The sequence below is a fragment of the Bacteroidota bacterium genome (assembly GCA_026391695.1).
Classification (GTDB): domain Bacteria; phylum Bacteroidota; class Bacteroidia; order Bacteroidales; family JAGONC01; genus JAPLDP01.
In genome coordinates this window covers 24086-37983 of record JAPLDP010000019.1, presented here as the reverse complement: position 1 = coordinate 37983, position 13898 = coordinate 24086, and the positions used below count along the sequence as shown (strand labels likewise).

The following is a 13898-nucleotide window of genomic DNA, read 5'->3' as shown; positions in this document are numbered from 1 at the left end:
CTATGACATAGAGATTTACGTTTTAATCGTATCTGAAATTAGACTGAAATAATTAATTATTAGTTCATAATTAAAAATTGAAAGCCAGATTATTTACCGGAATAATGCTCGTACTCTGTTTGGGTTCACTGATTTCTGTATCCCAGACTAAGGAATCTGTTCCACCACCTCTGACGCGCATTCTGTTTGTTTTCGATGCTTCACAGAGTATGTCAGGCACCTGGCAAAGCGGTATAAAACTAAATATTGCCCGCGATTTACTATCGCGTATCATCGACAGCCTTAAAAGCGTGGAGAATCTGGAAATGGGGCTTCGTGTATATGGACATCAGAAACCAGTTCCACCACAGGATTGCAGTGACACACGACTGGAAGTACCCATTAGCGAAAATACCAGTGATAAAATTGAAAATATCCTTAAGACACTGATACCCAGGGGAACAACACCCATTGCCTATTCACTTGAGCAGTGTGAGAGAGATTTTAATCCCTGCGATAATTGCAGGAACATTGTTGTTCTTATTACAGACGGTGAAGAGGAGTGTGATGGTGATCCTTGCGCTGTTTCAAGGGCCTTACAGAAAAAGGGTGTTTTGCTGAAGCCATTTATAATTGGTATTGGCAGGGATTTCAGCGCTGACTTCGGATGTGTCGGAACTTATTTTGATGCTTCCACGGAAAGGAATTTCCAAACTGCTCTTAAAGTCGTCATTTCGCAGGCCCTCAATTCCACGACAGCCCAAGTTAACCTGCTTGATACACGCGGCTCCCCTACCGAAACAAATGTAAATATGACCTTTTATGATAACTTATCCGGTTTTGTTAAATATAATTTTATCCATACCCTGAATAACAAGGGATTACCGGATACTTTAGTCATTGATCCACTGGTCACATATAATATTGTGGTGCATACACTTCCTCCGGTGAAAGCTGACAGCGTGAGGCTGACACCAGGATTGCATACCATTATTGCGATCGACGCTCCACAGGGATCACTGAAACTTAAAGTCGGCAATAATGATATGACTATCATGGATCTGAACAGCATAGTACGACAGGATGGCAAAATAGAAACTCTTTATGTGCAATCATTCGGTACAACCAGAAAATACCTGACGGGATTATATGACCTGGAAATTTTATGCCTTCCTCGAATGATAGTTGAAAATGTTGAAATCAACCAAAGCCATACGACAACCGTTGAAATACCCTCGCCTGGCATTGCAGTCATTCAAAAGTCAGTGTATGGCTACGGCAGCCTGTATGTCGAAGAAAACAACCAGTTGAAATGGATTTATGACCTGCGTGAAAACTACCTTCAGGAATCGCTGATGCTGCAGCCCGGCAAGTACAGAATTGTATTTAGATCCAAGTACCTCAACCAATCGATAAATACTATTGAAAAATCATTTAAGATTGATTCAGGGGGGAGTACAAATATCAATCTATATTCAAAGTGAAAATGCCCTGCAGAGGCAGTCAGCTGTGTAAGACTGAATGATAGGTATGAATCCCAGGGGCCGGTAAATTTGACCAAATCACCTCACCCCAACGGGGGGTGAGGTCAATTAAACCAAAGTGCTAATATTTTATCTAATCTGAATTCTTTACCATTTAAATCACCTGACTATAAATATGCCCGGTCTGTCTGAAAAAGAGATACTGCAGCTTTGTCGCGATGTCAGTACCAGAAATGATGGCTTTGATCAGTTGGTAAGAACATATCAGCGTCCGATCTATTGGCATATCCGAAGGCTGGTCATTGACCATGATGATACTAATGACCTGGTACAGAATGTTTTTATAAAAGTCTGGAAACATCTTGAAGAATTCAGGGAAGACTCCAGGCTGTTTACATGGATGTATAGCATTGCTACCAATGAAGCCTTGAGTCTTCTTAAATATAGACGAATGCGTGTGTTCCTTCCCCTCCATGATGTGGAAAATGAACTTACTCAATCACTTCACGCCGATAATTATTTTAATGGGGATGAGATACAAATCAAATTACAGAAAGCTATACTCAGACTGCCTCCAAAACAGAGGATTGTCTTTAACATGAAATATTTCGATAACCTCACCTATGATGACATGTCGGAAATATTAAAAACATCAGTAGGTGCTTTAAAAGCTTCCTATCATCATGCTGTAAGAAAAATTGAGGATTTTTTACTTAATCATTAAACCTTATCGCATACATATAATCAAAACACCAATGAAAAAGACAAAAAAAATAGAAGGTCAATATAAATCTGAGAATCCTGAAAAGATGGATACGATCTTTTTCAATATGAAAAAGGAGAATCCATTCAGCGTTCCTGAAGGCTATTTTGATACTCTGCCTGAGATAATAAAAGAAAGATTACAGAAGAATGCGGCATCCACAAAAGATAATCTGTATTCATCCCGTCATATTCCACTACCCATCAGGCTTGTTGCAGCTGCTATGATTATACTGCTTCTATCACTGGGAACATACTGGATCATCCGTTCGCTGAATAACAGGTCATTACCAAACGACCAGTCTGTCGTTCTTACGGATACAGTAAGCCAGAATGTTGCTATACTTTATCTGGATGATGAAATGCTGACCAACACCCTGGCAAAGAACCTCGCTCTTTCCGAGACGACTCAAACCAGTGACTCAATAACTTCCGAAGATATCATTCAATACTTACTGAATGAAGAAAATACTGAAGAACTCCTTACCGGGTTATAGTGAAATAAGTAATATTTTAAACTTCAACTTAAAATCCTATGGTCATGAAAAATAAAATGATTCGAATCCTGAAAATCTTCCTGGTGATAGCCATGTATGTCGTGAGTCAAAATTACTCATACAGCCAGCCTGACAGGAATTTCCAAAAGAAAAAAGAACAGATCAAAGCTCAAAAAATAGCGTTTATAACCAGCCAGTTGAACCTTACACCTCAGGAAGCAGAAAAGTTCTGGCCTGTTTATAATGAATATGAAGTAAAAAAAGAAGAGACAAAGAAAGAATTCATGAAGAGTGACGAAATTCAAGACATTGATATCGAGAAACTTACCGATGAAGAAGCTACAAGAATAGCTGATGATCAAATCATTATGGCCCAACGGCTGTTAGACCTCCAGAAGGAATATCACATAAAGTATAAAAGCATCCTTCCTATTAAGAAAATTGTCAAACTCTATCAGGCTGAGAAAGAATTCCGTCATGTTTTATTACAGAGGATCAGGGAACAGGACAGAGACAGGAGATTTTGATTTTACTTTTCTTTCCACTGCCGGTATTGATCCAGCAAGCTGACACTTGTTTCATCGGGTACGGTAACCTGGGTTTGAAGGGTTAACGTTTTAAGGTCCGTAGGCCAGAAAACGAGAGGCATATTCTCGCCACCAAATGTACCGTTTGATTCATAATAGCTTTCAGTATCGAGGGCATTAGCTAAAGCCAGCATATACGGGCTTTTCTTATCATACTGAAATAATTTCACAGAAGCCAGATCATTAAATTCCATAGTCACTTCAGCACACAACATGCTATCTTCTTCATATAAATTCTTCTGGATATTAATAGCATCCGGATAGTCTGACTCAAGCTGGTCGCCATAGAGATAGGTATTGACCAGTTCCTCAAAATCGTCGGCCGATACATCAGTACTATCATCCATGACCGACATAATATTTATATACCGTATGGTAAGTTTTCCGGAATTTTTACCAGTAAGCTCAAAAGTATATTCCTTTTTTTCGCAGGTGAGGCAGCCGCCAAGAATAAAAGAAACAATACCGAGGACCAGGATAAACAAACTAGCTTTTTTCATATTCAAAGGATTTAGGTTAGTTCAAAATCGTACTTTTGTTTTCAAATATAAGTAATATTTTGAAAATATTCGAACAAATCCTTCAAAACATTCTGAACACATCATTTTTGGAGATATTTGCTGTTTTGTTCGGGGTGCTAAGTGTATGGTATGCGCGAAAGGAGAACATACTGGTTTACCCGACTGGCATTGTGAACGTGCTGATTTATGTTTATTTAAGCTTTAAGGCAGGGCTCTATGCCCTGATGGGGATCAACGGTTTCTATTTCATCATGAGCGTTTATGGATGGTATATCTGGACGAGGAAAGATGAGAATAAAAAAGTATTGTCTATATCTTCCTGCAATCTCACGTATCATCTTATCAATATGATATCCCTCACAGGATCATTCCTGATACTGCGCTTTGTTCTGATCAAGTTTACCGACAGCACTGTTCCAACGCTTGATTCACTGACAACAGCCATTTTTATCGTATCCATGTGGCTCATGGCACGCAAGAAAATCGAGAACTGGATCGGCTGGATCATCGGTGATGTCATCTGTATTCCTTTATATGCTTCAAAAGGTTTGGTATTTACCAGTGTTCAGTATATCATTTTTCTGGTTCTTGCTATCATGGGGTATATGGAATGGCGGAAGAAAATTCATAATATTAAATTAACAACAGGTTGATAAGGGCTGCAGGTCAAAGCTTCAAGCTGCAAGCTACAAGATTGTAGCTGCGAGTTGCAGGTTACAGGTTGCAGGTTGAGCGAAGCGGAGCTGAGCGAAATCCCGAAGTCGGGATTGCAGGTTACAGGAAATAATATAATCATGCATCATCCAATAAGGCGTATTGCTATTACCGGTCCTGAATCGACGGGAAAATCAATGCTTGCCGGGCAACTTGCTGAATATTACGATACCATTTGGGTGCCTGAATATGCCCGTGAATATATTGACAACCTTAACCGGCCTTATTTACTCGAAGATATTGTTGCCATCGCCAAAGGACAATTTGAGAATGAAAACATATTCGCTAAAAAAGCCAAACGGTTCCTGTTTTGCGATAGTGATTTTATCGTATTGAAGATCTGGTGCGAATTTAAATACAATACTTGCCCCGCATGGATACTGGACAAGGTGAATAATCACATCTATGATCTTTACCTTCTGATGGATATAGATCTGCCATGGGAATATGATCCGCTGCGTGAGCATCCCCATCAGAGGGAGTTGTTGTTTAATCTATACAAAGATGAACTGGCAGGCAGAAAATTACCATTCAGAATAATTTCCGGATTTGGCAATAACCGATTCAAAAATGCCATAAAAGCTGTTAATGATGTGATCAGCAGCAGGAAATAAGAAATTCATGCAGTCCTACTGAGGTTTCCCTATTTTTCGTCGGCAGTCATCCTGTATAAGACACCCTGATCTGTAAAAATCATCTCTATGACTTTCAGGACAACGAGGTTGACAAGAATAGTCTCTGCTTTCTTACGTGAAATCTTCGCCAGGCGGTAAAACTTTGAAAGAGTGATCTGTCCGTTTTCTTCCAGATAATCCAGCAACCACTTTTCTTTTTCAGTATAACGCAGCAACACGCCTTGTTTTTGCTTGTGTTTCTCCCACACTTTAAGCAGTACATTGTTGGCAAGCAGGTTTTGATCTTTTACACGTATATACACGAGCCAGCGGCCATCCTTATCCTGGGCATAATGCGGGATGGAGTCACTTTTCGGTATGATCACCTCGACCACCGTCTTGCCTTCTATCTCCCATTCTCTTGTCGTAAAACGCACTTCAGGCCGGCTATACATTTTTGCAGCGGCTTCAACCATAAAAAATTCCTCATCTGATCTCACACCAGCAATGGCGCCATTATCTTTCACTCCTATCAGCAATGTTCCTCCGTCACTATTTGAGAAGGCTACCAGGCTTTTGGCGATCTTGCGCGAGTCGGCAATCTCGAACTTGAAGTCGAGTTTCTGATGCTCTCCCTGTTCAATAAGGCGTTTGATATAATGAGACATTTTGAAAACAATTATCAATGATCAACGATCAATGATCAATAATTAGGTTGTTAGAAATATCAGGTCTTTGCGGTGCTTTGTAAAATTCTTTATGTTCATTTGTGTTACAATCTGATGAAACCAAGGAGGCACTATGTAAAACCAAGATCTGTAGATATACGTTTTTCATCGGCATTTCCGTTTATATTGACCCATATCAATTTCCCATAATTGTCATAGCATTCATTGCGGAAATCATAAAATCCGCCAAGAATTGCCAGATCATCGCTTTTTAACAGATTGGAGTACTTTTTGACTGCTGAGTCGACCTGAAAATGGATATTTTTTATTATATTGGAATAGAGTTTCTCAGTAAAAGCATTTGTATCGTCAATATAACTTCCCTGAATGGTATGTGGGAGGGTTTCCAGTTCACGATAAATATCATGCGGCTCATTATAGTATCCTTTCATAACATCTTTTATGGCTCCGCAATCTGAATGACCTAATATGACCAGGAGAGGTGTTTTAAGGTGATAAATACCATAATCCACTGATCCGGCAGCAGTATGAAGCTGGTTACCGATATTCCTGACGACGAAAATGGCATTTACCGGATCAGGCAGGATAGCATGAGAATGCACCCTGGAATCAGAACATGTGACGAGAGTGATAAAAGGATGCTGGGAATCGCAGTGAGCCAGAAAAAATTCTTCCCCGTGCTTTGTATAAAATGCTTCATTCCCTTCCACAATTTTCATGATATGTTCCCTGTGTTTCAGAGATAATAAAGGCTCATTCATAAAACATGGAATTATGCTACAACATGCGAAATTATAAAATTTAATTTTTCTTCATTCGGAAGATTTCCATCGATCCAGTGTATCAGAAAACCGGCCTTTGCCATTTTCCGGAACCAGGTCATCTGGCGTTTGGCAAACTGATGGATAGCGGTGTTAAGAAGCCGGAACATGTCATCGAAGGTTATTTCTTCAAGGATATATTGGGTAAGGAATCTATATTCCAGTCCATAAAATTTCAACTTCTCCGGCGATATACCCTTGTCGAGCAGGCTTTTCACTTCATCAACCAAACCTTTGTCCAGCCTGGCTTTCAGGCGGTGTGTTATCCGGTCACGTACTGTTTCCCGGTCATGGTATATTCCGAACAGTGTTGACTTGATATGAGGAAAATCCTTTGAAGGATCAGGATTCTGATGATAATATTCCTGGATTTCCAGAGCGCGGATCAGCCTGTTGCGATCGGAGACATCGCTGATGTTATGCAGGCTTTTATATGATGCCAGGAGATTTTCAAGCTCCTTATTTGTAAGGGTGTCAAAGAATCTCCGGCGTTCGGGATTGATAGGTACTTTTATGAGTTTATATCCTTTGAGTACCGCCTCAATATACATTCCGGTACCTCCGCATAAGACAGGCAATTTTCCTCTCGAAATGATATCCTGGTATGCGTTCAGGAAATCATGCTGATAACGGTAAACATCATATACTTCGCCGGGCTCGGCAATATCGACCAGATGATACGGGATAACTTGTCCGTCAACAATATAATCATTATAATCCTTACCAGTACCCAGGTCCATCCTGCGGTAAACCTGGCGTGAGTCAGCAGAAATGACTTCCCCATTAAGCTGTGAAGCAACAAAGGCAGCGAAGGCTGTTTTTCCGGTGGCGGTGGGTCCAAGGATTGTGATCATGGTGTAAAGGTAGGAAGAATGATTGGACGATTGTCGATTGGACGATTGTCGATTAGGCGATTGTCGATTGGACGATTGTCGATTAGACGATTGTCGATTAGGCAATAGAATAATAACCCGATTGCCTGCAATGGTCCTCGTGAGATGCAAGGAAATCGCGTAAGGTATTCAATGCAGTCAGACCCATCTGATCAAAATCAATGGAATCGGGATTAATCTTCCATGACATCAGGTGTTCATGGGAATAAAATTTCCTGATAAATGCCTTCAGATTTTCCTCATCACACTGCTGCATATCCTTTTGTTTAGCTTTCAGGTACTGTAATATTCGCAGGGCATCTACCTTATTGTTACATGCCTTTACAAACTGCCCGCAGGTTTTATAATTCTCACGCAAGGGTTTCCAGAGGGCATTAGTTTTAAAAACCACCTGGAGAAAATCAGTCATAGGGGTGTCTATATCTTTTTCAAAGAGTGAAGGGAACATATCAAATGTAGCTTCGACTTCATCAAATAAACGGTAATCATAAACCGGATAGCTGCTCCAGTCGCCCTCCCTGCCCCGTATCATGGCCGGTCCGGTGCCGAAGAAGACACGGTCGGAAAATCGTGCATCAGGATAGATCCTCTCGTTATTCCAGTGAAGAATTTCACCGTGTTTTCGCAATTTTTGTAAGAAATAAAAATCCTCACCGCTTTTGTGGGGTGTAATGCCGCCAATAGCCCGGTATGCCCAAACAGGAACTGCCATGGCCGAACCAATGGCTGTGAACCGGTACGGATTCATAATTCTCCACATGTTAAGAGCATAGTAACGCATGTAAATCTCATAACGGAGGATGCATCTGTCAGTAATTTCGTCGCCGGTCAGATTATGATAATAGGGCACTGATAGTGCAACTGCCCAGGGATTCTGGATGAAGTTTTCACGGATGGTTTCGAGATAGTTTTGGCTGAAAGTTGTGTCAGCATCGATGCTGACAATGATATCATTTTTTTCAGCTTTGTTGTTGAGGACATCCATGGCTGTTTTTCGTGCCCATCCAACGCCAAAATGTCTGCCCTGCCAACCTTTTCCCTTGGAGCACCGGTCGATAATGGTTATCGGAAGGTCATGCTGCCGGGAAAGCAACTCCAATGTAAGTTGGTTGTTCTGACAAACAGCGACTTTTGAAGGTTTGTCCCACCAGTCATCAGGTTGATTCACACACACGAATAGCTCATAGTCAGCAACCGTTTGTTTTCGGAGGCATTCAATGAAAACGGGGATGTACTCTAATTCATCCTGAACAGGTAAGGCAAGATAAATAATTGGTGTTGAAGGTGTTCTTACCACGGAGGGATACAGTTCTATTCTATGCCGGCGAAATGCTTCATAAATTGCACCCTTTCCCATGGTGCTGGATTGTCGGCTTTTTTATAGCTCAATTTACCGACAAAGTCATCAAGCTTTGTAAAGTGATGTTTTTCCATCCATGTTTCAATGTCGGTGAGCATCTCCCCGATTTTTCCGAAGCCATTCTTATAAAAGGTGGAAGTGCACTGAACAGCTTTTGCTCCGGCGAGCAACTGTTTGATCACTGCATTTCCGTCATGGACGCCGGTAGATGCTGCAATGTCGCAATGAACTTTATCAGAAAGGATGGCCACCCAGCGCAGAGAGAGCGATAATTCTTCCGGTGTGCTAAAGAGGTTGGCAGGTATGACCTTCAGATTATCAATATCGATATCGGGTGAATAAAAGCGGTTAAAGAGAACAATGCCGGAGATGCCGGTCCAGGACAGTTTAAGGGCAAACTTTGCCAGGCCGGCGAAATAATAACTGATCTTTACGGAGAGGGGAATGGATATTTGCCGCATGACACTCTGGACAATCTCAAAATAGAGGTTCTGGTTATCTTCCCCGCTGCGGTGCGGATCGGATGGCAGGATAAATAAATTAAGTTCAATAGCGTCGACACCAGCATCCTGTATACGCCTGGTAAATGATGTCCATTCCTGTGAGGTGATGCAATTTACGCTGGCGATGACGGGAATGCTTACCGACCTTTTACACTCCTTGACAAATGAAAGATATTCATGCAATGAATGCTCCCTGGCATAATTTGATATATAATCATCAGCTTCAGCATAGGCATAAGGGGTATCATGACCACTTCCATTGAAAGCTTTACTTATTTCATAACGGATTTGCTCTTCGAACAATGATTTTAACACAACAGCAGCGCCGCCGTTCTTTTCGATCTGGACAATATTCTCGACTGACCCTGTCAGTCCTGAACTCCCTGCTATGATGGGATTTTTTAGCTTAAGTCCCAGAAAACGTGTAGAAAGATCTGCCATTTCTATTGGTGTTAAAGATTGATAAATGCCGGATAATCCTTAATCTTAAAGCAAATATAAAAATTCAATTGAAAATGCGGGAAAAAACAAAGGATTAATTTCCACCGGCACGTTCAGGTTCGCCAATGGTTTTAAAATTCAGTGTGACTTTGGGGGGAGGGTTTCCATCAATATCACATGCAAAGCGAACAGTGTGATTGCCGGTGTGTATCAAAGGTATTTCATTCGGCGATGTAACTGTTGCCACTTGCCTGCCTTTGCTGTCATATATCCGGGCCGTCGTTGTGCCTTCACACAGGAGTGATTCGCCTGGCTTTAGTTCTGCAGGAAAAACGATGAGATGATCATGGTCGATCTCCAATGACGGATTCCGCACTATTCCCGTATCACCCTCGACTTCCAGTTTAAATTGCAGTGGCTGAGCGTCATCGGTATTTTGCCATATCCACTCGGTTTTTATGGGTTTTCCGGAGTGGCGTATTGACCTGGTATAAACATAATCCTGTGACTGGTGATATGGAAACAAATTCCACCTGTTGTCGCTGATTCTGGTGAGGTGAAATTCGAGCCCGGGATTTTTCAGTTGTTTTTTCTGTTCATCTGAAAATGCTTTGGCGAGCCGTGCATTTTCCCATTCGCGGATGTTTTCAAGTAAAATGCCGGTGTCGGGATTTTTCCTGAGTGATTCCATGTCAGTAGCCAGAGCAAAGCCGGCATTGTAGCCTGCGGCGCGGGCCAGCATCCATTCGATGTCGGAGAGGCTGGTCGTTTCAGTCAGCAGGTACCAGCCAAGCATATTGGGAAGATAATTCCTTTCGAAAAGCTCCTGGTTGTTGATGCGGTATTCCTGCATGCTTTCGCGGAATCCCTCATACCAAGGCTCACCCCAATTGCAATAAGTGTTGATATGCCAGTAAAAGGGCTTTGAAATGCTGGTACCATTTATAACTGTATGGTCAAGGTTATCATAAAAGATCTTTACGAAAAGCTCAGCGGCGAAATCTCCCTGTCCTGATGCCAGACACCCTTCAAATCCATCGAAGTCCATTTGGCTCAGTCCTGTCTCATTAAACCTTTTAGCCAGGTTCGCAGCTATTTCATTCTGAAGGTTGAAGTTTGGGAAAAAAACCTTGTAGGGATGATCAAGAAGCTTTGCAACGAGTACGCCTTTTGTATGCGGCGACGGCTTTGTTCCGAAAGCGCCTCGCTGGCATTTCTGTAACAGGTATGGCACAGTATCGGTTACGCTGGAGCACGTGATGAGTTCATTCCCGATCTGTACGGTATGCAGCCAGTTGGCTCTTTCGTTGTCGAAATACTCAGGTGATGCAACAGGTATGTCAGTAACTATATCGTCAATATCGGATATGAGCAAACCATAACCGGTTTTTGCCAGCCTGGGATCAGGAACAGGAGTGACATAAGGATCATTGGTGTTAATGAAATTGGTGAGTGTATGCGCTCCCAGGCGAATGCCCATGGCTTTTGCCTTCTCAGCGCATTGCCTCATTCCTTCAACTCCGTGGGGAAATGACACGGTGTCGATTTCATAATGTCCCCAGCTTATAAAGGGAGACATGGTATAAAGGGACATGAGGCCTGCCCGTTTGGTATATTCCAGCAACTCATCGATAGTGGTTTCCGTGAAATCGGCAATAAGGTAGGAACGCCCTGTCACAGGTGATTTTTTTGCCCAGATGCTATCTATCAGAGGATGCGGCAAACCTTCCGCAACTTCAATTTCTCCTATTCTGTCAAGGGTTTTTTCAGAAGGGCATCCGAACAGGGCAATTTTAGATCCGACGACTGTCTCACCGGGAATAGGAGGTACAGGCATATTGGGGAAGTTATCCGCCCACACCGTGATTTTCCTCGCCTTGGTTCTGTCGAGGCAGTAGGCCTGCAGAATGCTTCCAAAGTCTTTCTTTTCTGCCACATGGCCCCGCGACATATCGCTGCCTTCATCGTTCTGGGGATATCCACCAAGGGTTTTGACATTCAGCACCTGCAATCCGATGGCAAAATCATCATCCCTCACCACGCCAACAATCTCTCCGATAGTTTTGGTTATGGATGTCGGGTATGGACCCCATATTACCATATCCACTTTTCGTTCCGGTTCCACCCTGATGATCTCAAAAACCATGTGGGTTCCCCTGTTTATTGGTCGTAAATAAACACTGACAGCATTTTCAGGATATTTAAGAATGACAACTCCAATATTTTTTGTATCCAATTCAAGACATGCAGGTTCTTCGGTGATCTGGTGGCATCTGATGGTCAGCAGTGGCGCTGCAAGGCCTGCAGGAATATATTCCCTGCCATGCACAAGATCTTTGAGGCTGGTCAGCCGTCCTTTGCCATCTACATTAATCTTTAATTCATTGGTCGATACTGACAACTGACCTGAAATCAGAAAGGGCGCACCATTTAACAGGATAAACGGTAAAACAAGTTTTAGAAAAAGGCTTCTCATGAAATAATCAGTCTTCTTCCGAAAATCCATTGGTTTTTATTTTAATGATCTCCTTGATATCACCGATAAGCTTATGTGCAAGGGTTTCGGCTTTGGCAATGGAATCACTTTCGGAGTATACCCTGATGACAGGTTCGGTGTTGGACTTTCGCAGGTGGACCCATTCTTTGTCAAATTCAATCCGGATGCCATCGGATGTGTTGATGGGCTGCTTTTGATATTTTTCTTTGATCTGTTGAAAAACGTGCTCCATATCCATTTCAGGAGCCAGGGTTATTTTATTTTTCGAAATATAATAATTGGGATAAAGATTTCGCAGTGCCGAACATCTTTTTCCAGAGCGGGCGAGATAGGAAAGAAATAAAGCGATGGCCACAAGGGCATCACGGCCATAGTGGAGGTCGGGATAAATAACGCCTCCGTTGCCTTCACCACCGATCACTGCTTTCTTTGCCTTCATCATTTTAATTACATTGACTTCCCCGACTGCCGATGCAAAATAATTTCCACCATGCTTAGCTGTGACGTCGTGCAGGGCGATGGTTGACGAAAGGTTGGAAACCGCAGGTCCTGTTTTATGCTGCAGGACGTAATCAGCAACAGCTACCAGAGTATATTCTTCGCCGAACATTTCACCATCCTCCATGACGATGGCGAGGCGATCGACATCTGGATCGACGGCAAAACCAACGTTGGCTTTGCTTTTCACGACGAGGGCCGACAGCTCAGTCAGGTTCTCGGAAAGGGGTTCAGGATTATGAGGGAATTCCCCATTAGGTTCACAAAACAATGTCTCTATGCGGCTTACTCCCAGCATTTCAAGCAGCATAGGCACGGCAATACCACCTGAAGAATTTACGCAGTCGACAGCTACGCAGAATTTTGCCTTCCTGATGGCCTCGACATCCACAAGGGGTAATTCGCTGATTTTTTCGATATGTTTCCTGATAAATGTGTCATCCTGATCATATTTGCCAAGATTCTGGCTGGATACAAAAATAAAGTCCTGCCCTTCGGCCAGTGAAAATACCTCATCTGCTTCCTTTTCTGAAAGAAATTCACCCCTCCTGTTAAGCAGCTTGAGAGCATTCCATTGTTTGGGATTATGACTGGCAGTGATGACTATGCCTCCATCAGCTTTCAGCTCGGTGACAGCTATCTCGACTGTCGGGGTTGTGGTCAGTCCCAGATCGATGACATCAATACCACAGGCTGCAAATGTGGAGGAAACCATGGCGCTGATCATCTGTCCGGAATGACGGGCATCCCTGCCTATGATCACTTTGAGATTTTCATCACCTTTTTTACACCTGTTCAAAAAACAGGCATAAGCTGATGTATATTTTACTATATCTACCGGAGTTAATCCTTCGCCAGGCCTGGCACCTATGATTCCCCTTATCCCTGAAATAGACCTGATTAATACCATAATTCTGAATACAAAATAAATTAACGAATACCACTAAAGTGTTTATGGGATTACATCGTAGATAAGGGCATAAAATTACATTTTGGTGAGCTAATTCATTTCATTTGTTAATAAGTGGTCAAAATTTC

14 protein-coding genes are annotated in these 13898 nt (G+C 42.3%); 6 read left to right on the top strand and 8 right to left on the bottom strand.

Annotated features, from left to right (window positions below; translation table 11 throughout):
• Positions 1-77: 77 nt before the first annotated feature.
• The 4 genes from NT175_00935 (at position 78) to NT175_00920 (ending at position 3249) form a co-directional block, all read left to right on the top strand.
• Positions 78-1463, top strand: a complete 1386-nt coding sequence (locus NT175_00935) for a VWA domain-containing protein (protein MCX6233278.1) — start codon at positions 78-80, stop codon at positions 1461-1463.
• Positions 1464-1647: 184 nt separating this feature from the next.
• The gene (locus NT175_00930; protein ID MCX6233277.1) at positions 1648-2187 is read left to right on the top strand and encodes a sigma-70 family RNA polymerase sigma factor; all 540 of its coding nucleotides are present in this window, start codon (positions 1648-1650) and stop codon (positions 2185-2187) included.
• Between the two features lie 31 nt (positions 2188-2218).
• Positions 2219-2722 carry a hypothetical protein gene (locus tag NT175_00925; GenBank protein MCX6233276.1) on the top strand — a complete coding sequence of 168 codons (504 nt, stop codon included), beginning with the start codon at positions 2219-2221 and terminating at the stop codon, positions 2720-2722.
• Positions 2723-2766: 44 nt separating this feature from the next.
• On the top strand, positions 2767-3249 hold the full coding sequence (locus NT175_00920) for a hypothetical protein (GenBank protein MCX6233275.1): 483 nt from the start codon (positions 2767-2769) through the stop codon (positions 3247-3249).
• Positions 3250-3251: 2 nt separating this feature from the next.
• Here the strand turns inward: NT175_00920 and NT175_00915 are convergent, their stop codons facing one another.
• On the bottom strand, positions 3252-3809 hold the full coding sequence (locus NT175_00915; GenBank protein MCX6233274.1) for a hypothetical protein: 558 nt from the start codon (positions 3807-3809) through the stop codon (positions 3252-3254).
• Between the two features lie 59 nt (positions 3810-3868).
• Between NT175_00915 and pnuC the strand changes: the two genes are divergently transcribed.
• Together pnuC and NT175_00905 are read left to right on the top strand one after the other, a co-directional pair.
• Positions 3869-4483: a nicotinamide riboside transporter PnuC gene (gene pnuC, locus NT175_00910; protein ID MCX6233273.1), complete on the top strand. Its 615-nt coding sequence runs from the start codon at positions 3869-3871 to the stop codon at positions 4481-4483.
• 75 nt (positions 4484-4558) lie between these two features.
• Complete coding sequence (locus tag NT175_00905) at positions 4559-5158, top strand: ATP-binding protein (protein ID MCX6233272.1); 600 nt, start codon at positions 4559-4561, stop codon at positions 5156-5158.
• 29 nt (positions 5159-5187) lie between these two features.
• Here NT175_00905 and NT175_00900 read toward each other — a convergent pair whose 3' ends face one another.
• From NT175_00900 to glmM, 7 genes are all read right to left on the bottom strand, one after another.
• The gene (locus NT175_00900; protein ID MCX6233271.1) at positions 5188-5826 is read right to left on the bottom strand and encodes an ATP-binding protein; all 639 of its coding nucleotides are present in this window, start codon (positions 5824-5826) and stop codon (positions 5188-5190) included.
• A gap of 131 nt (positions 5827-5957) precedes the next feature.
• Positions 5958-6608: a carbonic anhydrase gene (locus tag NT175_00895; GenBank protein MCX6233270.1), complete on the bottom strand. Its 651-nt coding sequence runs from the start codon at positions 6606-6608 to the stop codon at positions 5958-5960.
• 11 nt (positions 6609-6619) lie between these two features.
• Entirely contained in the window at positions 6620-7522 is a 903-nt protein-coding gene (gene miaA / locus NT175_00890; protein ID MCX6233269.1) for a tRNA (adenosine(37)-N6)-dimethylallyltransferase MiaA, read from the bottom strand.
• A 97-nt stretch (positions 7523-7619) separates the two neighbouring features.
• Entirely contained in the window at positions 7620-8918 is a 1299-nt protein-coding gene (locus tag NT175_00885; GenBank protein MCX6233268.1) for a hypothetical protein, read from the bottom strand.
• Positions 8873-9865, bottom strand: coding sequence for a dihydroorotate dehydrogenase-like protein (locus NT175_00880; GenBank protein MCX6233267.1), 993 nt, complete (start codon positions 9863-9865; stop codon positions 8873-8875). The genes NT175_00885 and NT175_00880 overlap by 46 nt, the downstream gene beginning before the upstream one ends.
• A 94-nt stretch (positions 9866-9959) precedes the next feature.
• The gene (locus tag NT175_00875) at positions 9960-12371 is read right to left on the bottom strand and encodes a hypothetical protein (GenBank protein ID MCX6233266.1); all 2412 of its coding nucleotides are present in this window, start codon (positions 12369-12371) and stop codon (positions 9960-9962) included.
• Positions 12349-13770: a phosphoglucosamine mutase gene (glmM, locus tag NT175_00870; protein MCX6233265.1), complete on the bottom strand. Its 1422-nt coding sequence runs from the start codon at positions 13768-13770 to the stop codon at positions 12349-12351. The genes NT175_00875 and glmM overlap by 23 nt, the downstream gene beginning before the upstream one ends.
• Positions 13771-13898: the final 128 nt, after the last annotated feature.

What these genes read in the sequence shown, in the direction of transcription:
- NT175_00925 (MCX6233276.1), top strand. Translation starts at nt 2,219, where the DNA reads ATGAAAAAGACAAAAAAAATAGAAGGTCAATATAAATCTGAGAATCCT.
- NT175_00920 (MCX6233275.1), top strand. Translation starts at nt 2,767, where the DNA reads ATGAAAAATAAAATGATTCGAATCCTGAAAATCTTCCTGGTGATAGCC.
- NT175_00915 (MCX6233274.1), bottom strand. Translation starts at nt 3,809, where the DNA reads ATGAAAAAAGCTAGTTTGTTTATCCTGGTCCTCGGTATTGTTTCTTTT.
- NT175_00900 (MCX6233271.1), bottom strand. Translation starts at nt 5,826, where the DNA reads ATGTCTCATTATATCAAACGCCTTATTGAACAGGGAGAGCATCAGAAA.
- NT175_00895 (MCX6233270.1), bottom strand. Translation starts at nt 6,608, where the DNA reads ATGAATGAGCCTTTATTATCTCTGAAACACAGGGAACATATCATGAAA.
- miaA (MCX6233269.1), bottom strand. Translation starts at nt 7,522, where the DNA reads ATGATCACAATCCTTGGACCCACCGCCACCGGAAAAACAGCCTTCGCT.
- NT175_00885 (MCX6233268.1), bottom strand. Translation starts at nt 8,918, where the DNA reads ATGGGAAAGGGTGCAATTTATGAAGCATTTCGCCGGCATAGAATAGAA.
- NT175_00880 (MCX6233267.1), bottom strand. Translation starts at nt 9,865, where the DNA reads ATGGCAGATCTTTCTACACGTTTTCTGGGACTTAAGCTAAAAAATCCC.
- NT175_00875 (MCX6233266.1), bottom strand. Translation starts at nt 12,371, where the DNA reads ATGGATTTTCGGAAGAAGACTGATTATTTCATGAGAAGCCTTTTTCTA.
- glmM (MCX6233265.1), bottom strand. Translation starts at nt 13,770, where the DNA reads ATGGTATTAATCAGGTCTATTTCAGGGATAAGGGGAATCATAGGTGCC.